This is a genomic window from Catenovulum agarivorans DS-2 (genome assembly GCF_000568405.1).
GTDB lineage: Bacteria > Pseudomonadota > Gammaproteobacteria > Enterobacterales > Alteromonadaceae > Catenovulum > Catenovulum agarivorans_A.
In genome coordinates, this window is sequence record NZ_ARZY01000013.1 from 58184 (window position 1) to 81548 (window position 23365).

The following is a 23365-nucleotide window of genomic DNA, read 5'->3' on the forward strand; positions in this document are numbered from 1 at the left end:
AATGAATTCACCGTTAACCACGCAACAACTCAATTATCATCCTCTACTGGCTGAAAAAGTCAGTCAATTCGTAAGTGAACAAACGCAGCCAATTTCATATTTAGAGCTGTGCAATCAGTTCAATATTGCTGACAAAGACGCTCAGCATGAGCTGACTGCCTGCTTGAAAGCACTTGAAGCTGAAGGCAGAGTGATAATTGATAAACAGCAAAACTATGCTACCCCTGAGGTTCTTGGGCTTGTTGTTGGTAAAGTGGTGGGCCATAAGGATGGTTTTGGTTTTGTTACGCTACCTAGAGGGCAAAAAGATTTATACCTATCGCAAAGCCAAATGGCGACCGTTTTACATGGTGACTTGGTTTTAGCTAAAGCATTAGGCAGCGACAACCGCGGCCGTAAAGAAGGTCGAGTAGTTCGAGTGTTGCAGCCTCGAAATGAGTCTATCGTCGGGCGCATATTTATCGAACATGGTATCGCGTATGTGATGCCAGATGATGGCCGCATTAGCCAAGAAATTATTGTCGCGAATGAACATAAAAATGGCGCACGCAGTGGTCAGATGGTGGTGGTAACCCTGCTCACCCGTCCAAATAAAAAAATGAATGCAACGGGTAAAATCAGCGAAATTTTAGGTGAGCATATGGCGCCTGGGATGGAAATTGAAATTGCCTTGCGCAAATATGAAATCCCGCATGAGTGGCCTAAAGCCGTTACTAAAGCTGCGCAGCGTGTACCTGAATTTGTTAGTGATAAAGACAAACAAGATAGAGTCGATTTGCGCGATTTACCTTTAGTGACCATAGATGGTGAAGATGCACGAGATTTTGATGATGCGGTATACTGTGAACGCAAAAAGTCAGGTGGCTGGCGTTTGTGGGTTGCAATCGCTGATGTTAGTTTTTATGTCCGTAGCAACACAGCATTAGATGCAGAAGCTCAATTGCGCGGTACTTCAGTGTATTTTCCAGACCAAGTTGTTCCTATGTTGCCTGAGCAACTATCTAATGGTTTATGTTCACTTAACCCACAAGTAGACCGATTATGTATGGTTTGCGAAATGACTGTGAGTGAACAAGGGCGCTTGTCAGGTTATAAGTTTTATCAAGCTGTGATGAACTCGCACGCTAGACTGACTTACAACAAAGTGAGTCAAATATTGCAGGGCGACGAGAGGTTAATTGAGCGCTACCAAACGCTAGTGCCGCACCTGCAAGAATTGCATTTAATGTACAAAGCTTTAAAAGGCGCAAGGCATCAACGCGGCGCCATTGAATTTGAGACTGCTGAAGCTAAATTTATCTTTAACGCGCAACGTAAAATTGATTCGATAGAATTGGTTGTACGTAATGATGCTCACAAGATTATTGAAGAGTGTATGATCCAGGCAAATGTTGCCGCTGCGCGTTTTATTGCAAAACACAATGGCAACGCACTGTATCGAGTTCATGATGCGCCTGACGGCGAAAAGCTCACGCAATTCGTCCAGTTCTTGGCTGAGTTGGGGATTGAAAGCCAATTTTTCGCTGGTGAAATTAAACCGATTCATTTCAAACAATTGGTTGAGCGTATTCAAGGTCGGCCCGATCAAGAGTTAATTCAAACTATGTTGCTGCGCTCAATGAAACAAGCTGTATATAGCCCAGACAATAATGGCCATTTCGGTTTAGCTTTACCAGCATATGCACACTTTACTTCACCTATTCGTCGATACCCTGATTTAGTGGTACATAGAACCATTAAAGCAATATTACTAGAGCAAAAGCTCATGCAAGGTCATAGTGGAGAACATGTCTATTCAGAAGCTGAAGCCGAAAATTTGGGTATAAACACTTCTATGGCCGAACGCCGTGCAGATGAAGCAACTAGAGATGTGGCGGGTTGGTTAAAGTGCGAGTTTATGCAAGATCATGTCGGTGATGTATTTAACGGTGTTATTTCGGCGGTGACCAGTTTTGGCTTTTTTGTTCGATTGGATGATATTCATGTTGAAGGACTTGTTCACGTCGCTAACCTTGAAAACGACTTTTATATCTATGACAACGCCAAACAGCGTTTAATCGGTGAGCAAAAACGTAAAGTTTACAAATTGGGCGACGAGGTGACGATTCAAGTGTTATCCGCCAACTTAGACGAACGCAAAATTGACTTTGTGTTGTACCAAAATGACACCGACAAACATCAGAAGAGCCAAACAAATCGCAAAAAATCATCTGGAAGCAAAACGCAACAACTGATGCAAAACGATGATAAGTATCAAAAACAGCCAAGTGACAAAAAAAGTAAAGGCGCTGGCAAACGCAGTGCAAAAGCCGGAAAAAAAAGCGGTGGTAAAAAATCCTCTGCTACCAGCAAAAAACACGCAAAGAAAACCAGCCGTAAATCGGCGAAAAAGCGGAGATAAGCTTTGAGCAAATCTGAAATAATTTTTGGCATACATGCTGTAGAGTCATTAATGAATACCCACCCTGAACGATTCATCGAACTATTTTGTTTAAAAGGTCGTCAGGATGATAGAGTCAATACCATTATCAACTTGGCGCGCAAGCAAGGTGTGTCAGTGCAGTTTGCCCAACGCAAAGCGCTGGATGATAAATGCCATAGCCCTCAGCACCAAGGTATAGTCGCACGCGTTAGACCCGCACCTGTTTTAAATGAGAATGATCTAGAAACGCTGTTAGAGAATTTGAATAAACCAGCATTTTTATTGGTGTTAGATGGTATTACCGACCCACACAACTTAGGGGCTTGTTTGCGCACTGCTGATGCCGCTGGTGTCGATGCAGTAATTGCACCTAAGGATAAATCTGTTGGGTTAAACGCCACCGCGAAAAAAGTCGCCTGTGGCGCAGCAGAAACCGTGCCTTTTATTCAAGTGACTAATTTAGCGCGCACGCTAAAAGCAATTCAGCAAATGGGCGTGTGGGTTGTCGGTACAGCAGGTGAAGCTACTCAAGATGTGTACCAAGCAAATTTAACCGGACCTATCGCTTTAGTTATGGGGGCCGAAGGAGACGGAATGCGTCGTCTTACTCGAGAAACCTGTGATGAGCTAATCTCAATTCCTATGGCGGGCAGTGTGTCTAGCTTGAATGTTAGTGTAGCGACGGGTGTAACATTATTTGAAATTGTACGCCAACGTTTAGCTTAAATTTGCCCTGAAACTTTGCTTTATTCAATAACTTTAGCAAGCAAAAGCTATTATCGAAATGGTCAGCAGTATCGGCAGGCGGATGTCACCTTTGCCGATATACGCCGCCAATTTGGTTTTAGAGCAATACATATTGGTCGTTGGGTTACGCAACAAGAGCAGACTAAAGCTGCTAACTTAATTTATGATGCGCTGATGGATTTAGCCACAATTTTGCAAGTCCCTCCGCAAGTGTTATCACTGCGCAATACTTTGTCGTTAGCATTTGGTACAGGAGGACAACTTGGTGTCCAGGCTCATTATGAACTCAACCGCAATATGTTGGCTTTGGCAAAAAATGCAGGTGCAGGCGCATTGGCACACGAATGGTTCCATGCATTTGATCACTACATCACCGACAAAGTATTTACCAGTGCAAAACAAAAATTTGCCTCACATGCATGGCTGTTAGATCGTGATTTTATCAATCACCCGTTGAACTTATTGTTGGTTGATGTTTATAAACAGATCTTTTTATCCACCGATGGTACAAAGGTCAGTCAACTATTTAGTCATTGTGCTCAAGTAGATAATCAGCTTGGCCAAGTTTATTACGCCCTACCTGAAGAGCTTGCCGCGCGCTGCTTTGAAGCTTTCATACAAGATCACAAGGTGAAGAATCAATACTTGGTCAGTGGCACCAAACAAACTCAAGAAGCGAAACTGGGTTTATTTCCAACAGACCAGCATAGGTCTCAAATCAATCAAGCATTTAGCCGCTATTTTTCTCAACTGGGTTATGTTCTATCTGCAGCACAATAATAGTTATCCAGAGTTCAGGTTAGTTTGATTATTTTTTTGATTAAAAAGTAATCAGGTTGGCGTGAGAACTTGTTAAATTGCAAATGTAGTGTTATAAAAACGTAAATTATACCCCACCACTTAATATTAGATTTTCGCACATGGAATACACTGATGCATTTTTCAAAAAAATAGTGCAAAGCGCCCGTTATGGAATATGGGTAATAGATGAGTGCTGTATAACTCAATATGTCAATCCGAGTATGGCAAACATGCTGGGCTATCAAGTTGATGAAATACTTAACCAACACCTGTTTAACTTTCTAGATGCGCAAAGTGTTGAAGTGGCCAAAGTTAACTTAGCTAGGCGCCGCCAAGGTTATGAAGAGCAGCGTGAAGCAAAATTTCAACACAAAGAAGGATTTGCCGTTTATACCATGCTGGTTACATGGCCAGTTTTTGATGAAAAAGGCCAGTACAAGGGCGCGATAGCTGGGGTTGTCGATGACGCTCAACGGCAAACTATGCTGCACGAGCTAACCGAAATAAAAGAGAAGTTACAGTTGTTTGATAAGGTCACCTTAGATGGCATTATCATTCATCAAGGTGGACGCATTATTGAGTTAAATGATGCAAGTTGCCGAATGCTTGAGGGGTGTCGAACTGAGCTGATGCAGCGAGATTTCACGGCTATGTGTGTGCCAGAATCCAAGCAGTTGGTTATTCAGGCAATGCAGAGCGAAAGTATCAACAAATTCGAAGTTAAAATACAAACCACTACAGGCAAAGTGCTGAATATTGAATGGACCTGCAGGCGGATGAATTACCGTGGTGATTCGGTTCGTGTTAGTGTACTACGCAATGTGACTCAATATCGTCAAGCACAAACTGCACTAGAACAAATTGAGTTAACCAATCAAGCGCTTATAGAAAATGCTCCCGAAGCCATTGTGCTTTTCGACCCAGCTAGCGGCAAAATTTTACAAGCGAATACTAAGTCGCAAGCTATTTTTGGTTTAACAGGTCAAAGCATTTTCGACTACTCGATTCAAGATTTGCTGGCAGAGCAAGACGGCAAATTAGTTGGTTATGGGCATGAATTTGAAAGTTTACTCGAGTTAGCTAACTCATGTTTAGCGCCAATGGCTGAAGTGAAAATAAAACATGCTTCGGGCGCACTGATTGACTGTGAATTAAGGCTAGTGGCCATTCAGTGGCAAGGGCGTAGTTTGCTGCGGGCATCTTTGCTCGATATCCGAGCCCGAAAACAAGCGCAAAGCAAAATGCGCCAGTTATCTAGTGCATTGGAACAAAGCGCGGATATGGTACTGATTACCAATCGGCAGGGCACCATAGAGTATGTTAATCAGGCTACAACTTTAATTACCGGCTACAATCAGGCTGAATTAATTGGTCAACAGCCAGATATTTTTAATTCTGGTCAGCATGATAAAACATTCATTAAAAATTTATGGAGCACCATTCTAAAAGGCAAAGCGTATCGAGATGTGTTGGTTAACCGTAAAAAAAATGGCGACATTTATTACGAAGAGAAAACCATCACCCCTTTAAAAAATGACCAAGGTGAAATAACCCATTTTGTTTCGACTGGTAAAGATATTACCGAACGCATGGAAATTCAGGCAAATTTGCGTCATTTGGCGTTCCACGATGTGTTAACTGATTTACCGAACCGTGCTCTGTTTAATGATAGGCTCAAAACAGGTTTGTTGAATACTAAGCGCCGCAGACAACAAATGGCGTTATTGTTTTTTGATATTGACCATTTTAAACGGATAAACGACACCCTAGGTCACGACATTGGTGATGTATTGTTGCAACAAGTGGCCAAAAAGCTGAAAAAAGGCTTGCGAGGTAGTGATACAGTTGCACGTTTAGGTGGAGATGAATTTGCCGTTATCCTGAATGACTGTCAAGACGAAAATGCAATTCGACATACCGCAGAAAAAATTATTGAGCTGATAAATAAGCCTGTTAAGTTGGCCGATAGAGAGTTGTTTGTCACCACAAGCATAGGTATTGCGGTGTACCCACAAGATGGCACAGATAGCCAAGCCTTGCTGAAAAATGCGGATGTTGCTATGTACCGTGCCAAGTCATCAGGGCGAAATACTTATATGTTTTATCGCCAAGAAATGAATGCACATGCTTTTGAAAGGTTGACGCTTGAATCTGAACTGCATAGAGCGATACAGCAACAAGAGTTTGTTTTATATTATCAACCTAAAGTTTGCCTGCAAACAGGCCTGATACTCGGTGTTGAAGCTTTGCTGCGCTGGCGCCACCCTGAGTTGGGTATTTTATTGCCTGAGAAGTTTATTCCGTTATTAGAAGACACAGGATTGATTGTGCCAGTTGGTCAGTGGGTTATAGAACAAGCTTTAGCTGATTGTAATCAGTGGTACGAACAAGGGCTTGAGCATATTAAAATGGCGGTCAACTTATCACCGAATCAATTGAAAGACGTTAAGTTTATTGAAGGTTTGCAAAATGCACTGGCACAACACCAGTTATCGACCAGTTGTTTAGAGTTAGAAATTACTGAAAATACTATGATGGCTGATGGTGAAAAAGCTTTTGTGCTGATGCAACAGCTACAACAAATAGGCATTAAGTTTTCGGTAGATGATTTTGGCACTGGTTATTCATCTTTAGCTTATTTAAAGCGTTTACCGGTCGAAACCATTAAAATTGATCGCTCTTTTATTCAAGACATAGGCATTGAACAGGAAGATGAGATTATCGTCAAAACTGTGATTGCGATGGCTAAAAGTCTTGGTTATCGAGTGGTTGCAGAAGGTGTTGAAAACCTAGAGCAAGTGAATTTTTTAAAGTCGCTCAATTGTGATATTGCGCAAGGCTTCTTGTTTAGCCGTCCTATTCCATCCGCTGAATTAGTTTCGCATTTACAGGATTTACAGCACCAAGCGTCTAACCTGTGCCATTAATTTAGCTATTTGTTGTTTGGGGAGTTGGTATTGCTCCAATAGCCAGTCTAGCGGCAGATGTTTGCTGGTGTTTTGTTCTGTGTTTTGCGTTTTTTCCGCTGTATTTAACTGTTCCAGTATCAGTTGTTGCTCTAGTTGTTCAAACAATAATTCTGTTTGTAGTAGCTGTTGTTTTATTTGTTGGTAGTTTTGATGTTGCTCTGAATTTCGCCAGTTGTAGCGGCATTGACGAAGAAGCCGCGTATGCTGCTGGCTGAAACTTTCAAGTTGCTGGCTTGTTTGTTCGAGAGTCGCTTGTGAATAACTGTGCTTTTGCTGCTGTAAAATAGCAGCTAACAACAGCCAATTGACGTTGACTCCGTAGCTATCTTGCCAGCTTAAACATAGCTGTTGTATTGGTTTATTTGCGTATAGCTCACAAATTATTGGCCAGTAAGGATTTGTGGTGGAGTTGGTCATGTATATTCCAGTTTTGTTTGATGAATCCTACTCAGCGTCAAATTGCGCCTGTAATTCTGCCAATTCTTCTTCCAGCTCCAACCATGTTTCTTCGGCCTGTTGCAGCTTAGGTTTGATATCAGCTTGTTCAGCCAATAATTTAGTTAATTTGTCTTTATTTTCAGCCAAATATAAATCATTGTCTGCAAGCTGCTGTTCTATTGCTGACAACCCACTCTGTAACTTATCGACTTGTTGCTCTGTCTGCTCTAGTTTTTTGCGCAACGGGCGCGTTTGTTGTCTAAACTCGGCTTCTCGGCGCTTTTTATCTTGGCGGCTTTGCGCGGAGTTCGACTTATTTTCTAGTTTATCCTGTGATCTTACGGCTGATTTTTCTTGGCGACTTTGCTCAACTAACCAAGTTTCGTAATCATCTAAGTCACCATCAAAAGGGGTAACTTGCCCATCGGCTACAAGATAAAAATCATCACAGGTACTGCGTAAAATATGTCTGTCATGCGATACAATAATCATCGCGCCTTCGTAACCTTGTAATGCAACAGTTAGTGCATGGCGCATGTCTAAATCTAAATGGTTAGTTGGCTCATCGAGTAATAGCAAATTTGGCTTTTGCCAGACTAATAATGCTAAAACTAGTCGCGCTTTCTCTCCACCAGAAAATGGTGCAACTGCACTGGTGGCTTGATCGCCATTAAAGCCAAATCCACCGAGGTAATCACGCAGCTGCTGTTCTGTATGCTTAGGTGCTAAGCGTTGTAAATGTAATAATGGTGATGCTTCGTCATCTAATTGTTCGAGTTGATGCTGAGCAAAATAACCAATATTTAAGCCTGTACTGCGGCGCACATCACCAGATAGAGGCGCTAAATCATTCGCCAGTAATTTAATTAGGGTTGATTTACCGGCACCATTGCGACCCAATAACCCGATACGACTGCCAGGAACTAGGTTGAAAGCGATTTTATCTAAAATGATATTTTGCTCATAGCCTGCAACCACTTTGTCCAAATTGATAAGAGGATTTGGATTTTTCTCTGGTAAGTAAAATTCAAAATGGAACTGACTATCTACATGCGCTGGGGCTATTTCTTCCATTTTTGCTAGCGCTTTTATTCTAGATTGGGCTTGTTTTGCTTTACTTGCTTTGGCTTTAAAACGATCGATGAAAGACTGCATATGTGCTCGTTCTCGCTGCTGGCGCTCAAACATGGCTTGTTGCTGCTCAAGTTGAATGGCGCGCTGGCGTTCAAACGAACTGTAGTTACCCGTGTAGCTATTGGTTTTTTTATTTTCAATATGAATAATGTGGCTGCAAACTTGATCTAAAAAATCTCGGTCATGAGAAATAACAATCAATGTACCTGAATATTGGGTTAAAAACTTCGCTAGCCAAATAACCGCATCTAAATCTAAGTGGTTGGTTGGTTCATCGAGCAAGAGTAAGTTAGAACGACAAATCAAAGCTTGGGCTAAATTTAAACGCATGCGCCACCCACCAGAAAAATCACTAACTGGTAAGTCGTGTTGTTTGTCATTAAAACCTAGTCCATTGAGCAATTGGCCCGCACGAGCATGGATTGTATAGCCGTCTATATGCTCCATTTCGGTGTATAACTGCGCAACTTTTTCACCTTGCTGGGCATTTTGTGCGTGGTCAATTTGTTCACACAAATTGCGGTATTCGCTATCTCCGTCAATCACATAATCAAGTGCGCTTTTGCTAAGCGCGGGGGTTTCTTGTTTTACATGGGCGATTTGCCAGTTAGCTGGTAGTGAAAAGTCACCTTGGTCAATTTGTAGTTCTTGGTTAAATAACGCAAATAAACTGGACTTTCCGCAACCATTTTTTCCAACCAAGCCTACTTTTTGACCGGCATGAATGGTTGCACTAGCTTGTTCTAATAAAAAAGCTTGGCCACGCTGCAATGAAATTTGATTTAAGGTGATCATACATACAATCTACTGGTAAACTATGCGGGTATCATACTAGGTGAGTGAATTTTTAAAAGTGGATAAGAAATTTAAAAAGCGGTTTATCGCTGGTGCGGTTTGTCCAAAATGTAAAGCACAAGACAGTTTGCTATTGTTTTTTGACAACGGTGTTGAGCGCATTGAATGTGTTGATTGTGGTCATACCCAAAGCCAAACCGAAGCACAAGTCGCCAAAGCGGGTGTTAAACAAAACGATGTAATTGGCGTATTTAAACCAGAATAACCTTATTTAACCTAAATTCCAGCTATTAAGTACGCCAATTCGCTTTGTTGTAAGACTAACACGCTCTAGCATGGTTATAATTGGTTTTGCTTCTAAGCTAGGTTGGTTTAACTGCTTTAATAGTGCGGTGGTGGTGTTTCTTCTGACATTGACGCGACCGCATCAGGCTGCATACCTTTGAGTTTTTTCGCCAATAAGCCCAAGTTATGTTCCAACGCGCTGATTTGCAACTGCTGGTTAATCAATGCTTGATTGAGCGATTGAATGGTATCTTCCTGAAAAGCCAGCTGAGTTTCTAAATCGTCAATGCGTTTGTGTAAATGAGTTGTCATGGTATTTTCCAGTATTCGGTGAAGCCTATTGAGCTTTGGCTGACTATATAAGGGTATTCATGGTCAATTGCAAGGCTTTGTATCATACCACCGTCTACAGCGCGTGACGACTTTGCTTGTGCTGACCAAGTTTTAATGCGTTTGCCCGTTTTTATATCCCAAAGATTTATTTGCTGCTGCGAATGACCAGTAATCAAATAGTTTTGCTCTGCATACCAATAGGCTGCGCTGGTATAGGTTTTGTCTAACCCAGCTAAACTAAATTTAACCACGCCTGAGTGTAAGTCGATAATTTGGTGCTCTGTCGTCGTTGTAATATAACCCAAGTTTGCTGTGAGTAACTTAGCAAAGTGAATGCGACTTGGCATAGTGTATTTATGTTTAACTTTGCCCGTTGCTGCATGCCAATATAATGCTGAATAATCATCAGCGACCGACAACACCCATTCACCTTGATCATCTATATCTAAGTGATTGACTGCGTGGCTGTGGCCATAAAACTCTAAGCGTGATTGCTGATTTGGATTAAAGACGATTATTTTTCCATCAGATTGAGCAATAAATATCGCAGAGCCAGCGTTATTGACCTTGATATCACGTATTTTTGCATCTTTTACTTGCCAGTAGCCTAAATTTTTGCCACTGTGAGCGTCCCAAAGTGCAAACGCACTAGACGCGGCAGTAACGACGTATTGGTTATTGCTGGCGATATGGGCCAAATAAATTGGATCGTTTAGCTGTGAACTTTGTTGCCATATATAGGTCAAACTCTGTTTTTTCAGGTTCCAAAAATACACAGTGTTGTCGTGGTTGATGTTGACACTATATTGCCCGTCCTCGGAAATATAAGCGTTTACGCTTCCATGTGGGGCATGATTGAAGCTTAACTCGGCTTTTGTTTGTGGCTTAGAACATGCCAACAAGAGCTGAACTAAACACAAAAGCATGAAATGATAAATACTTGTTAATTTCATGGATTATTTATTGTTAATCGCGCAGATATCATTAGTATAAGTGGTTTTCTCGCTGAAATCTTAATGCAATTTTACTTTCCTAAAGTGAAATCGGATTAAGGCTATAGTCAATTTGGAGTGTTAGATATGCAAAAATTAGGAGTTGTGAGCGCATTGGCAGCGGCTTTGGTTTTGGCTGGTTGTGGTAAAGACACAGAAGCAGATAAGGCAGCAAATACGCAAGCTAAAACTACTGAACAAACTCAAACAGAAGAGGCAGTAACTTTGCAAACTTTAAAAGAAAAACAAGCTTATGGCTTGGGTGTTAACTTTGGTACTCAATTAAAATCAACAGTTGAGCAAATCAATGGTGTTGGTTTAACTTTAGATATCGAAAAAGTTAAACAGGGTGTTGCGGACGCATTAGCTGGTACCCCTGCATTAGATCAAGCAGCTATTCAAACTGCTTTACAAGAATTACAAAAAGAACATCAAGAGTTAGATGCGGCTAAGCGTGCTGAAGACGGTAAAGAGTTTTTAGAGCAAGGCGAAGCTTTCTTAGCTGAAAATGCGAAAAAAGAAGGCGTACAAACGACTGAGTCTGGTTTACAGTACGAAGTGTTAACTGAAGGTGAAGGTGACAAACCAGCTGCAACAGACACTGTAACTGTGCACTATACTGGTACTTTAATCGACGGTACTAAATTTGATAGCTCTGTTGACCGTGGCGAGCCAGCTTCTTTCCCACTTAACCGTGTTATCCCAGGTTGGACTGAAGGTGTTCAGTTGATGAATGTTGGTTCTAAATACCGTTTCTACATTCCTTACAACCTAGCTTACGGTGAAAATGGTACAGGTAGCATTCCTCCATTCTCAACTTTAATCTTTGATGTTGAGTTAATCTCAATCGAAGGTTAACAGTTTTAATGGGGATACTAACAAGGTTGGAGCGATAAGTATGCTCAAACCTTGTTAACTGAACCAAAAATAAAAAAAGCGGACTAGTTAACTAGTCCGCTTTTTTTATATCCCTTGTGCGTTTTGAGCTTTTATTCGCTTAGTGTCTTGGTTCTACGCTACTTCTGAATGTTTGGTAAATAACGTATGAATCAATTGGTCTTCGAAGTCGAATCTATCTTCTAGCGCTTGACCTAAATCAGATAAATCTTTGTCGAAGTCACCCCAATCGGCATTTTCATCAAGCTCTGCATATGTCGCATCGAACTTAAGAGCAATATCTGTCGTTTCGTTTATCTTAGGCCACAAGGTTTTGGCTAACTCTAAACTTTCACCACCATTGACTTTGCACTGTGAAACAATATTATCAAATACTTCGAAGTGGCCTGCTGACAGGTAGTCCACAAGAACTTGGCAGAATTGAATCACTTCTTCATGGCTCGGCAGTTGACTTTTATCCGCTTCAAATGGCGGTAATCCAGCAAGTTTGCAATAACGTACAAGTAAGTCACGACGTTCTTCTAACCAGCTGTCAATAAGTTTGTTTGCGCCACCATATTTTTGCTGTGCTTTTTGCAATTCTGTCAACATAAATTTATATCACCTTTTGGCTTACTTCCTGAGTTGATATCTAACGACATTGGAGCATAAATTGCAATATGGTTAGCGCAATTTAGTTAAAAAAGTGCTAAAAAATTAACAATGTATAAAAAAATGAAATATAGCAATGAGAAATAGTAAAGGAGCCTTATGCTGATCGATGCGATAAGCCAAAATGATTTGACCTCAAATGCCTATTGGCTAGTCGTGCGTCAAGATGAGTTGTGGTTACTTGAAGCTGCCCCTTGGCTTCCATTCGGTAAGGCTGACGATTTATTTGTGGACTACAAAATCAATAAAGTTATGGTGGTGGGAGAACACAATGGTCATCCTGTGTATATGGTCAATGAAGGAGCAGTGGTATTGGCTGCTGAATATCCTGCTGAATTTTGTGAGTTTAGAGAGCTCATCACCCAAACTCAGTTAGAGCAGCACTTGTTTTCAATTGCAGCTAAGGCAATTCAGTTTCAACATTTTTTAGCAACGCATAAATATTGTGGCCGATGTGGAAAACGTATGACCCCTGTGTCTTGGGAGCTGGCTATGCACTGTAAACATTGCCGCCACAGATGTTATCCTCGTTTGTCTCCTTGTGTCATCATGGCGGTTTTGAAGGACAAGCAGCTGTTGCTCGCTCGCGGTAAAAAAAGCCGTTCGGGAAAATTTTCTATCCTTGCTGGGTTTGTTGAACCTGGCGAGACTTTAGAGCACGCTGTTGCACGCGAGGTTAAAGAGGAAGTCGGTGTTGAGATCAAAAATATTCGTTATGTTGGTAGTCAACCTTGGCCTTTTCCGCACCAAATCATGGTTGGATTTGTTGCAGATCATCTATCGGGCGAAATAAATATAGATGAGCAAGAAATTGCGGAAGCAGCTTGGTATACTCTGGATAATTTGCCTGAAACGCCAGGCGAGTATTCTATTGCTGGTAGAATGATCGGTCAGTTAGTTGAAAACTATTTGTCTGATGGTCAATAAATCGGTTTTAGAAACAAAAAAGCCTTACATAAGTAAGGCTGAATGTTAGTGCTTGAGGTCCCGATTATTCGAGCTTCTGCTTGTTATCTTCACTAGCGCGACATATTTATAACAAATGAGTGATTTTGGTGCAACAAAATTGTTTAATTTTTTTATCAAAAATATTAATGAACGCCTCGGCGTGTGTTAACTGAACGTGAGTTAGGAAAAACAATGGCTGAACTTAAGAACAGACGATACTTAGATGCTTTATTAAAACGCAAAGTCGATCGCACGCCTATTTGGATGATGCGCCAAGCTGGGCGTTATTTACCTGAATATAGAGCGACACGTGCGCAAGCGGGCGATTTTATGTCATTGTGCAAGAATGCAGAGCTTGCCTGCGAAGTAACTTTACAGCCATTGCGTCGTTATCCTCTAGATGCGGCCATTTTATTTTCAGACATCTTGACTATCCCTGATGCTATGGGGATGGGGTTGTATTTTGAAACCGGTGAGGGTCCTAAGTTTACAAAAGAGCTTAAAGACCTAACGGATATTGCAGCATTGCCTGTGCCTGATCCTAATAAGTCGCTCAAGTATGTGATGGATGCTGTTTCTACTATCAAAACTGCGCTAAATGGTGATGTACCTCTTATTGGTTTTTCTGGAAGCCCGTGGACATTAGCAACTTATATGGTTGAAGGTGGTAGCAGTAAAACCTTTTCTAAAGTAAAACGCATGGGTTATGAAGCACCGGAAGCATTACATTTGTTGTTGTCTAAACTTGCCGAATCCGTCACAGAATATTTAAATGCGCAAATTGACGCTGGCGCACAGTCGCTAATGATTTTTGATACTTGGGGCGGAGTATTGTCGCCGCGCAACTACCGAGAATTTTCGCTTGATTACATGGCTAAAATTGTTGATGGGTTAAACTTAGGTTCTGGTGAACAGCGAATTCCGGTTACCTTGTTTACTAAAGGTGGTGGCCAATGGTTAGAATGGATTGCGGACACTGGCTGTGATGGTATTGGGTTAGATTGGACCACTGATATCGGTGAAGCACGTCGCCGAGTTGGTGATAAAGTTGCGCTACAAGGCAATATGGACCCTTCAGTATTGCATGCATCACCACAGGTTATACGCCAAGAAGTACAAATGATTTTAGACAGTTATGGTCAAGGTACGGGTCATGTGTTTAATTTAGGACATGGTATAACACCCGATGTTAAACCTGAAAATGCAGAAGCTTTTATTAAAGCTGTAACAGAGCTAAGCCCAGTCTATCATTCAGAATAAAGATAGCACTGAGCTTTAACCATCAGTGTCGGGCGGTTTTAGCGACTGCCCCGACCATTTTGTTTTTACTTTTAAATCTTGGCGACAAATATTAAGCTAAAGTTCACCCTGTTTATGGAAGTTGCCGCTTAAAGTCATGAAAACGGAATCGACACCCAAGATTAAATTACTGCTTCTAGCGCCCACCTTAGCCTTAATCTCTGTATTAGTTGCCATAAGCTTTAACTTAAGCTTCAGCATTTGTGCAACAATTGGCATCACCACATTGACCGCAGTTTGGTGGATCACCGAAGCCATACCGATACCTGCAACTTCTTTAGTTCCAATCGCTTTGCTGCCGTTGCTGGGGGTGATTGATCATAAAGCTGCTGCATCTTCGCTTGGCTCTCACGTCATTTTACTGTTAATGGGCGCGTTTATGTTGTCTAAGGGCATGGAGAAGTCAGGTGTCCATAAACGTTTGGCGGTGAATTTAATTCAGCTGTTTGGTGCTGACAATCCGCGCAAAATTCTTTTTGGTATTATGCTTACCGCTGCTGTTTTAAGTATGTGGGTTAGCAATACCGCGACCACTTTAATGCTGTTGCCTTTAGTTGTCGCTTTAGCCAACGGCTGCGATTCAAAACGATTTGGTAAGGTGTTGTTATTAGGGGTTGCTTATGCGGCAAGTGTGGGTGGGGTAGGTACTTTGATTGGAACTCCGCCAAACGTTATTTTCGCCGCTGTTTATCAGCAACAATTTAATACAGAGTTTAGTTTTTTACACTGGATGAAAATTGGTGTGCCTGTGGTGCTAATCGCTATTCCTTTGATGGCGCTGTGGTTATCTAGAGGCTTAACTAAAAAGATCCAGTTAACCCTGCCAACCGTCGGTATGTGGAGCCAAGCTGAAATACGTGTCTTGATGGTTTTCAGTGTTGTCGCAATGATGTGGATATTTCGCAGCGAACCTTTTGGTGGATGGACTGGTTTGATTGGCACAAACACGATTGGGGATAGCACTATTGCACTGTTAGGCGTCGCAGCGATGTTTTGCATTAAAGGCGAAAACCACCAAGGTGAAAAAAGCTATTTATTAGATTGGCATACTGCCAATCAAATACCTTGGGGTATGCTATTGTTGTTTGCTGGTGGGATTTGCATCGCCAAAGCCTTTGCTGCTAGTGGTTTAAGTGAGCTATTAGGGCAAGGGCTGACTGGTCTTGCGCAATTGCCTAGTTATTTAATGATATTAATGGTTTGTTTGGCAGTGACTTTTACCACGGAAGTGACCAGCAACACAGCCACGACAACTTTATTGATGCCTGTGTTGGCTGCTGCGGGTGTAGCGGCAGGGATAGATCCCAAATTATTGATGATCCCTGCTGCGATGAGTGCTAGCTGCGCTTTTATGTTGCCTGTTGCAACCGCGCCAAATGCCATAGTTTATGGCGCTGACAAGTTTGATATTAAAACCATGATGCAAGAAGGAGTCGTACTCAACTTCATTTTGGCAGCAGTAGTGAGCACAAATTGCTTTGTGTTATTGGGTTGAATGGCCCTAGCAATCACTGGTTGATGGCTAGCTGTAGCCCTTTTTCAAAGCATAATTTGGCTTTATCTTCTATCTTAGCTTGTTGGTAAATTTCGCCCATTAGTTGATAACTATAAGGCGACTTAAGGTGTTTAATTGCACTTTCCATTGCTTGTTGTGCCAGCTGCACATCCGAGTTTTTTAGCGCACAAATTGCTAAGGCAATTTTCAGTACATTCGCCTCTGGTTGTTTTTTTAGCTGTTTTTCTAGCCAAGCAATCAGTTTGAGAGGCTGAGTAAATGCTAGGTTACTCAATAGCTTTAGGTTGTTTTCATTTTGCTGATTAAGTTCGGTTTTGTTTTCACTTTGTTCAAACAGCTTAATAAAAAACTTTTCTGCTTGTTGGTTGGCATCTAGTTTCACCAAACTTGCTAGATAAACCTGCAAGATGGTTTGGTTTGGTTCAACTAACTTATTAATATGTTTAAAGCTTTGTTCAAGCAAAGCCAAGTTTTTCTGCTCGACTGCTTCAGTGAATTGTGGCTGATAAGCAGCAAAACACATGCCTTTTAATTCAGTAGGGCTGATATCTGTGTATTTTTTTACTTTAGGCAGTAGGTTTTGTAGCAATTCAAACTGCTTATTGTATTGGTAAGCTTGCGCAAGCAATAACAGAGCAGCGGAATCTTTGTTGTTGCGTTCGAGCACTTGCTCAATAGTGTTGATTGCTTGCGGATATTTTTCTTCATTGATTAAACTTTTCGCTGTCGCTAATTGTTTATCGCTCTCGCTACCATCTTGTTGCGCTCTTAATTGATATAAACTGCTTTCGTCTAATTCTCCAAGCTGTTTGCTTGCTTCTGCTGCAATTAAATAGTGACTAGCAGGAATCGGGCTATTGTGTACCTGTTTTAAGCTCAAAGCCTGTGCCTTACGCCATTGTTGATTAAACAATGCTTCAATTGCAGCCGATAAGTTATTTAAGCTAGTGGCTTGTTTGTTTTTAGCTCGCCAGGCACTGAAGTTTTTACGTGCTCTAAATAAACCAATTAAAAAGGTTTCGACAACTTTGAAAGCTAAGTAAGCAAGCAATAATACAAACAAAAAACCAAAAAAACTCGCTTCCCATACGTAACCAGCCAAATTGATTAAAACATAACCTTTTTCTTCAACTAACACGGCGCCTAAGGCTAGAAATGCACAGGCTAATAAAAATAGAATGAGCATCTTAATCATGGTGGGGTCCCAGTAAATCTAGTGACGATAATTCAACTGTTGCAAAATTACCCGTGATATCTAACTCTGACAGTTCAATTAATTTGTCGATGCTGTCCATCACTCGTATATCATTGGTTTGATAATAAATGCTCAGCCAGTTTGCCGCTTGTTTAAGTGCAGCAGATAATACTTCAGGGTTTTTATTCAAAGCCGCCCATTGCGCTTGATGCAATACACTAACTAAATTAAGTTCAATGTTTTGGCTTTGCTCAGGTGTTAATAAAGCTTCTACGCTTGCATTGCGCTTTTTCGGGGTAAACAGTTGTAAAAAGTCTCGCCATACAATTACTAAATTTTGCCAACTGGTTTCTGTACTGGGTTTATTTTCAGCTGTATTTGGCTGTTTTTTAGTTAGCTCGGTTTGTTGCATAGGCAATAAGCGTACTTGGCCAATTATTTGTGCTAAGGCTAAATATACATCTTGATTTTGTTGGCTGGCTAGCTCGGTTAGTAATCCGATATCTTGGTTAATTGCAGATGATAGTTCGATGTATTGAGGTAAGTCGGCTTGCTTCAGTGTGTCGGCGGCCAGTTGCATGGCCAATAAAGCCGCAGTCGGATTTTTTTCTAAAACGAGTTTATATTGAGCCTGCTTGATTAAATAATTGACATCGTTGAGTAACAATTTATTTTTGTTGTTTTGACTGTTTTGTTTAACTTGATTTAATAAGTTGGATAATTCAGCTTGTTGATTTGCATAAGTTTGTTGTTGAGCTTGGGCTAAGTCGTTGGCATATTGTTGGAGATCTTGCTGTAAGTTTTGCTCAAATTGCTGTTGCTGATTTTGCGCCTGTTGGCGAATTTGCTCGGCTAGTTGATTTAGCCCTTGTTGCTGGCTACTCATTTGCTCTAGATTTTGCTCGACTTGATTGAGTTGGCTAAGCCAATTTTGCGGCTTGTATTGTGCTTGCCAATATAGGTAGCCGCTTGCACCAACAGCTGCCAGGGCAATCAATAAGCTAAGCAAAGCAATGCCTTTTCCTGACGATTTAGTTGCTTGCTCCGTCACCGCTGCCACTTCGGATTTATCCTTTTCAGCTGCAGGTTTGCTGGGTTTTTGCTCACTTTCGACTGAACTCGCCTCTGGATGTTGGTCGGGTCTATTAGCCGACTGTTCAGTCGGTAGATTATTGTGTTCTGCGGCAGTTGTTGGTTCGCTTTGATTTGTCGCAGATTCCGTTTTATCTGTCATATTGTTTATGCGCCTGTAAAGCTTGAATTATGGTTAGGTTATTTGCGCCTTGCATATTGATAACATGAGTCGCACCAAGCTGTATTAACTTAGATGCAACGCGCTGTGAAGGAACAAAAGTGCAGACATCCAGCCATTGCTTTAAAACACTTTTATTCATTTTTTTCACTGCTTGGTACAACTGTAACGCAATTTCGCCACTGGTAAAGACAAAGTAGTCGCAACTCAATGCTGCGTGCAATTGGCATGGCGTTACATTTTGCCAGTGTCGTTTATAAATATTGTAGGTAGTTAATTTTCGATTAGCCAGTTTAAATGCATGTTCTATTGCATTCCGCCCTTGTTCTCCTTTAAATAACATTGCTTGCTGGCTTTGCTGAACTTGCGGCAGTGCAAGTATGCCATCTGAGTCGTTTACTTGAGGTAAGTGTACTTTGTTAAATCCAGCTCGTTTAAGCTGTTGTGCGGTTTTATCTCCCACCGCGACAATATGTGTTTGTTGGAGCTTGGCTAAATCATTATCGGATAGGTGCTGCAACAGCTTAGCAACGGCATACTGACTGGTGACTATGGCTAAATCCAGCTTTAACAGCTGTTGGCGAAAGTTAGAGGAAGACAGCGACACACAATCACTGCCGTCGAGTATTTCAAAAATAGCCAAGTGTACTGGCTCAAACCCAGCACTAACCAAGTTTTGATTAAGTTCTGCAGCACTGTTGCCGTGCCGACAGTGTAAAACCTTATTGGTTGTTCCCATATACTTCGTCTAGGACACTTTTAGCGCCAGCTTGCAGTAATTCTTCTGCTGCGGCAATACCTATTTGTTCTGCTTCTTCTGGCAAACCTGATTTTTCAGTGTAGAACACTTGTTTGCCATCAACCGATGCTACTAAACCGCGGAAAAAAATTTCTGAGCCTTTTTGCTGCGCATAACCTGCAATCGGCACCTGGCAACCACCATTTAAGCGAGTGTTAAATCCACGTTCAGTCGTGACTATAGTTGCAGTATCTGGGTGGTTTAATACGGCCAGTAAATCAAGTGTTTGTTGGTCGTTGGTGCGGCATTCAATGCCAACTGCACCTTGGCCAACTGCGGGTAACATAATATCGCTATCGATAAATTGCTGGATGCGCTGCTCAAGTTCCAATCGAATAAGGCCTGCGCTGGCTAGGATAATGGCGTCAAACTCTCCGTCGTCCAATTTACGCAAGCGTGTTTGAACATTACCTCGCAATGATTTTACTTGGAGATCTGGACGGCGACTTAATAATTGGCATTGACGACGCAGGCTTGAAGTACCAACTACTGCACCTTGAGGTAAGTCGTCAATTGATTTGTAGGTGTTAGAAACAAATGCATCACGAGGGTCTTCACGCTCGCAAATAACCGCTAGTCCTAACCCTGCAGGAAATTCCATAGGGACATCCTTCATTGAATGTACTGCGATGTCTGCATCGCCATTCAACATTGCAACTTCCAATTCTTTTACAAATAAGCCTTTTCCACCAATTTTCGCCAAAGGCGTATCTAAAATTTTGTCACCTTTGGTTTTAATTTTAACCAGTGAGACTGTTAAATCTGCGTGCGCAGCTTCTAAACGAGATTTGACATATTCAGCTTGCCATAAGGCTAATAAACTATCGCGGGTGGCTATTTTTAAATGTTTCGACATAAGTGAGGCTATCTGTTTGAATTTAGCTAAAAACTGGCTTTATCTTAGCTTATCTGCCAGCCTGACCCAAGGTATACTGCAAAATATCTTTGCTTGTTTGATTTGGTTGATAAAGAATGAAGTACATATTTTTCAGTTTATTGAACTAAGCGAATACTACTGGAGTCCGAACTAGTAATACTTTAGGTATTGCCACAGCTCGGGCGAACCCAGTTTTAAGCCATTGTCAGTTCACAAGGACAGTTATGTTTAAGAAAATCGTGTTATTCATTTTGGTGTTTAGCCTTGCAGGTTGCAGTTTGTCGTTTATGTATAACCGTGCACATTGGTGGGCTGATTGGTATTTAGATGATTTTGTTGATTTAACCTCAGCGCAGCAGGATGTTTTTGACCAACAGTTTGAACAGTGGCACTTATGGCATAGAAATGAGCAGTTGCCTTTGTATGAAGCCCAATTTGCATTGGTTAAGCAGCAATTTGAAAATGGTTTAGGTGAAAGTGGATTAACGGAAGCGGCACTACTAGAGCATGTCAATGCGTTTGAGACGTTTTGGCGTCGCTTACTCAAACATGTCGCGCCTGAATTAGCACAGCTTGCAATTACTTTGTCGACAGAGCAAAAACAGCAGCTCATTGGTAATATCCGTAAGAACAACCAGGAAAAACAGCAAAAGTGGGATGAGCAATCTGACGAGGAAAAACATCAAAATTTCATTGATAAGCAAGTTGAGCAATATCAAGACTGGTTTGGTCGCTTAAATAGGCAACAAAAGCAGTTAATTTCCGAGCAAAGTAGTTTGTATGTCGGGACTCGTGGGCAATGGTTGCAATATCAAAGTGATTGGTTGGCTGCATTTGAGCAAGCTTTGTTGGCTTCGGATGTTGACCGAGTCTCCAGCTTAATTGCTCGGCCTTATGATTTACGCAGTGAAACTTTGCAGCAAAACGTCATGCGTAATCGCGGTTTGTATGTCAAAAATACTTATCAACTTATGTTGGGTTTGTCTGAGAAGCAGCAGCGCCATTTGTTGTCTGAGCTGGATGATTACGAGTCGACCTTTCGAAAGTTACATCAGGATTATTGAATTAAAAACTGCTCCCAGCTCGTTTACACAAAAATTCAAGGTGCTGGAATTTATGTAACCAAGCCCGTTTATACAATCGTTTAAGCTGTTGCTAATACGTGCAACCGAGCTCGTTTGAAGCATAATTTTCTAAAATCGCTTTTCGCCAGTCCCTGGCCGCTCACAAAAGATATCCCTATCTTTTGAAGTTTTAGAAAATCAGCATTTAAACAGCCATAAAAATGTAAAGGCAGGTGGATGGATGTGTTGCGAGCAAAACTTCACAAAACATGGAAGTTTTGTGCGAGCGATTCAGGGACGAACTTGCAGCGCTTTTGTGAGGAATACTCCATTTGCCTGTCGGCGTCTCTGCCACGAATCCAACAGCAATAAATCAGCCCAACTTGGGAATGTGGGAACAAACGAACTAACCTTGACTTGCGCGGAGGCAATTCGAGAGAGTTCGTATTAACTAAAAGTAAAATGCCATCCCACTTTCTGATGATATTCTTGCTCTTGTTGCAACTCACTATCCATCAGTGGGTGAGCCGTTAACCAATTGGCTTCAAAGGTTAAATTTAAGTCATTTAAACCTGTGCTGCACAGCTTTACTTTTGGTAAAACTTCATCTTTCCGACGCATGGTTAACAACACAGCCAAACGCAGTAAGCGTGTTAACTGGCCTGCAAGTATTGGGCTCGTCATGGTTTGGCTATTAACCTCTTCCATATCAATGTCTTCGCGGTAATTTTTAACAATGGCAATAAGTAGTTTGCGTTGGGCCAAGCTAAAGCCAGGTATGGCAGTGTTACTTAAAATATAGGCGGCGTGTCGCGCGGCAAATTTAAAATCAACAGTTAAACCGACCTCGTGCAAGACACTTGCAGCTTCTAATATCGCGCGGCTATCGTGTTGCTCTAATGCCCAATGCACATGCAGTTGGTCGAATAAACTAAGGGCAATGTCGCGCACGCGAAAAGCTTGTTCTTTATCTAAGCGGTAACGTTGAATAAAGCTAGTTAAAGTGCGCTGGCGGATATCTTGTTGTTGTAAGCAGGGGATCATACCATAGATAATTCCTTCACGCAAAGCACCACCTGCAACGACCATATAACTGATATTTAACGCTTGGAAAATTGCAATTAAAATAGCTAAACCACTCACAAATACTGGACGGCGCTCGTGAGCTAAACCAACAATCTCAAGTTTATCAATATGGCCACAGTCGATACAGGTATCGCGTAGTTTTAGCAGTTTATCTAAGGTGATCATTTCATTATCACCTTGCGCTATTAACACTTCTTGAATAGCTTGTGGGGTGCCAGATGCGCCTAAACAAGCTTGCCAGCCAAATGCCATATAAGGCTGAAGCTTGCCTGACATTTGTGCTTGCGCGGCGCTAATGGCCATTTCAAAATTGCGCAGGGTGATTTGGTCGTTTTCAAAAAAACGTTTTTTGTAGGTTACACAGCCCATGTTTAAGCTGTTGACAACAACAGGGGTAAAACGCTCACCACAGACCATTTCAGTGCTGGCGCCGCCAATATCGATAACTAGCTTAGTGACTGAGGTGCCAGAGGTATGGGCAACACCTACATAAATTAGCCGAGCTTCTTCTTCGCCACTAATCACATCGATTCTGTGGTTGAGAATTTGTTCGGCTTTATCTAAAAATACATCGGCGTTTTGAGCCAAACGTAATGCCGCTGTGCCGACAATACGTACATTTTTTGCTGGAATGTCTTGCAAGCGTTCTGCAAATAATGACAAACAATCCCATCCGCGTGCCATTGCCGCTTGGTCTAATTCGCCATTATCCTGCAAACCTGCAGCTAATCGCACTTTTCGTTTAATCTTGCCTATCGTTTGTACGCTCCCTTCTACTGAGCGCACAATTAACATATGAAAGCTGTTTGAACCTAAATCAATAGCAGCATAAATTGGATAATGCTGATCAGCCATATAGGCGACA

20 protein-coding genes are annotated in these 23365 nt (G+C 41.6%); 10 read left to right on the forward strand and 10 right to left on the reverse strand.

The window, feature by feature from the left end; translation table 11 throughout:
* Position 1 precedes the first annotated feature (1 nt).
* The 4 genes from rnr (at position 2) to DS2_RS19805 (ending at position 6897) form a co-directional block, all read left to right on the forward strand.
* A complete protein-coding gene (rnr, locus tag DS2_RS08620; RefSeq protein WP_035014321.1) occupies positions 2–2401 on the forward strand; it encodes a ribonuclease R in 2400 nt (799 codons plus the stop codon).
* A 3-nt stretch (positions 2402–2404) separates the two neighbouring features.
* A complete protein-coding gene (gene rlmB / locus DS2_RS08625) occupies positions 2405–3148 on the forward strand; it encodes a 23S rRNA (guanosine(2251)-2'-O)-methyltransferase RlmB (protein ID WP_035014322.1) in 744 nt (247 codons plus the stop codon).
* A 15-nt stretch (positions 3149–3163) separates the two neighbouring features.
* Positions 3164–3949 (forward strand): CLCA_X family protein, encoded by a 786-nt coding sequence (locus DS2_RS08630; RefSeq protein WP_081754231.1) that lies wholly within the window; start codon positions 3164–3166, stop codon positions 3947–3949.
* 140 nt (positions 3950–4089) lie between these two features.
* A complete protein-coding gene (locus tag DS2_RS19805; protein ID WP_081754232.1) occupies positions 4090–6897 on the forward strand; it encodes an EAL domain-containing protein in 2808 nt (935 codons plus the stop codon).
* Here the strand turns inward: DS2_RS19805 and DS2_RS19810 are convergent.
* Both DS2_RS19810 and DS2_RS08645 read right to left on the reverse strand, forming a co-directional pair.
* Positions 6865–7356, reverse strand: a complete 492-nt coding sequence (locus DS2_RS19810; protein ID WP_051479743.1) for a TIGR02444 family protein — start codon at positions 7354–7356, stop codon at positions 6865–6867. The genes DS2_RS19805 and DS2_RS19810 overlap by 33 nt on opposite strands.
* A 27-nt stretch (positions 7357–7383) precedes the next feature.
* Positions 7384–9306, reverse strand: coding sequence for an ABC transporter ATP-binding protein (locus tag DS2_RS08645; RefSeq protein ID WP_035014323.1), 1923 nt, complete (start codon positions 9304–9306; stop codon positions 7384–7386).
* Between the two features lie 40 nt (positions 9307–9346).
* Here DS2_RS08645 and DS2_RS08650 point away from each other — a divergent pair, with 40 nt between their 5' ends.
* Positions 9347–9571, forward strand: coding sequence for a YheV family putative zinc ribbon protein (locus DS2_RS08650; protein ID WP_419177440.1), 225 nt, complete (start codon positions 9347–9349; stop codon positions 9569–9571).
* Positions 9572–9687: 116 nt separating this feature from the next.
* Here DS2_RS08650 and DS2_RS08655 read toward each other — a convergent pair whose 3' ends face one another.
* On the reverse strand, positions 9688–9903 hold the full coding sequence (locus DS2_RS08655; protein WP_035014326.1) for a SlyX family protein: 216 nt from the start codon (positions 9901–9903) through the stop codon (positions 9688–9690).
* Complete coding sequence (locus DS2_RS08660) at positions 9900–10877, reverse strand: WD40 repeat domain-containing protein (protein ID WP_035014327.1); 978 nt, start codon at positions 10875–10877, stop codon at positions 9900–9902. Before DS2_RS08660 ends, DS2_RS08655 begins: the two co-directional genes overlap by 4 nt.
* 126 nt (positions 10878–11003) lie before the next feature.
* Between DS2_RS08660 and DS2_RS08665 the strand changes: the two genes are divergently transcribed.
* Complete coding sequence (locus tag DS2_RS08665; protein WP_035014328.1) at positions 11004–11774, forward strand: FKBP-type peptidyl-prolyl cis-trans isomerase; 771 nt, start codon at positions 11004–11006, stop codon at positions 11772–11774.
* 153 nt (positions 11775–11927) lie between these two features.
* On the opposite strand, the gene DS2_RS08670 is transcribed toward DS2_RS08665, so the two are convergent.
* Positions 11928–12404, reverse strand: a complete 477-nt coding sequence (locus DS2_RS08670) for an Rsd/AlgQ family anti-sigma factor (protein WP_035014329.1) — start codon at positions 12402–12404, stop codon at positions 11928–11930.
* A gap of 159 nt (positions 12405–12563) precedes the next feature.
* Between DS2_RS08670 and nudC the strand changes: the two genes are divergently transcribed.
* The 3 genes from nudC to DS2_RS08685 all read left to right on the forward strand — a co-directional run bounded on the left by nudC (position 12564) and on the right by DS2_RS08685 (position 16206).
* Positions 12564–13391, forward strand: coding sequence for an NAD(+) diphosphatase (gene nudC / locus DS2_RS08675; RefSeq protein WP_051479744.1), 828 nt, complete (start codon positions 12564–12566; stop codon positions 13389–13391).
* Positions 13392–13604: 213 nt separating this feature from the next.
* Positions 13605–14672: a uroporphyrinogen decarboxylase gene (gene hemE / locus DS2_RS08680; protein ID WP_035014330.1), complete on the forward strand. Its 1068-nt coding sequence runs from the start codon at positions 13605–13607 to the stop codon at positions 14670–14672.
* 136 nt (positions 14673–14808) lie between these two features.
* Positions 14809–16206, forward strand: a complete 1398-nt coding sequence (locus DS2_RS08685; RefSeq protein ID WP_035014331.1) for an SLC13 family permease — start codon at positions 14809–14811, stop codon at positions 16204–16206.
* Positions 16207–16219: 13 nt separating this feature from the next.
* Here DS2_RS08685 and DS2_RS08690 read toward each other — a convergent pair whose 3' ends face one another.
* From DS2_RS08690 to hemC, 4 genes are read right to left on the reverse strand one after another with little or no spacing between them, the layout of a single operon-like run.
* The gene (locus DS2_RS08690; RefSeq protein ID WP_035014332.1) at positions 16220–17422 is read right to left on the reverse strand and encodes a heme biosynthesis HemY N-terminal domain-containing protein; all 1203 of its coding nucleotides are present in this window, start codon (positions 17420–17422) and stop codon (positions 16220–16222) included.
* Complete coding sequence (locus DS2_RS08695; protein ID WP_035014333.1) at positions 17415–18656, reverse strand: uroporphyrinogen-III C-methyltransferase; 1242 nt, start codon at positions 18654–18656, stop codon at positions 17415–17417. The genes DS2_RS08690 and DS2_RS08695 overlap by 8 nt, the downstream gene beginning before the upstream one ends.
* Complete coding sequence (locus tag DS2_RS08700; RefSeq protein ID WP_035014334.1) at positions 18646–19413, reverse strand: uroporphyrinogen-III synthase; 768 nt, start codon at positions 19411–19413, stop codon at positions 18646–18648. The genes DS2_RS08695 and DS2_RS08700 overlap by 11 nt, the downstream gene beginning before the upstream one ends.
* Positions 19397–20329: a hydroxymethylbilane synthase gene (hemC, locus tag DS2_RS08705; protein ID WP_035014335.1), complete on the reverse strand. Its 933-nt coding sequence runs from the start codon at positions 20327–20329 to the stop codon at positions 19397–19399. The genes DS2_RS08700 and hemC overlap by 17 nt, the downstream gene beginning before the upstream one ends.
* 245 nt (positions 20330–20574) lie before the next feature.
* Here hemC and DS2_RS08710 point away from each other — a divergent pair, with 245 nt between their 5' ends.
* On the forward strand, positions 20575–21414 hold the full coding sequence (locus tag DS2_RS08710) for a DUF6279 family lipoprotein (RefSeq protein ID WP_035014336.1): 840 nt from the start codon (positions 20575–20577) through the stop codon (positions 21412–21414).
* A 447-nt stretch (positions 21415–21861) separates the two neighbouring features.
* Here DS2_RS08710 and gppA read toward each other — a convergent pair whose 3' ends face one another.
* Positions 21862–23355, reverse strand: coding sequence for a guanosine-5'-triphosphate,3'-diphosphate diphosphatase (gene gppA, locus DS2_RS08715; protein ID WP_035014338.1), 1494 nt, complete (start codon positions 23353–23355; stop codon positions 21862–21864).
* Between the last annotated feature and the right edge of the window lie 10 nt (positions 23356–23365).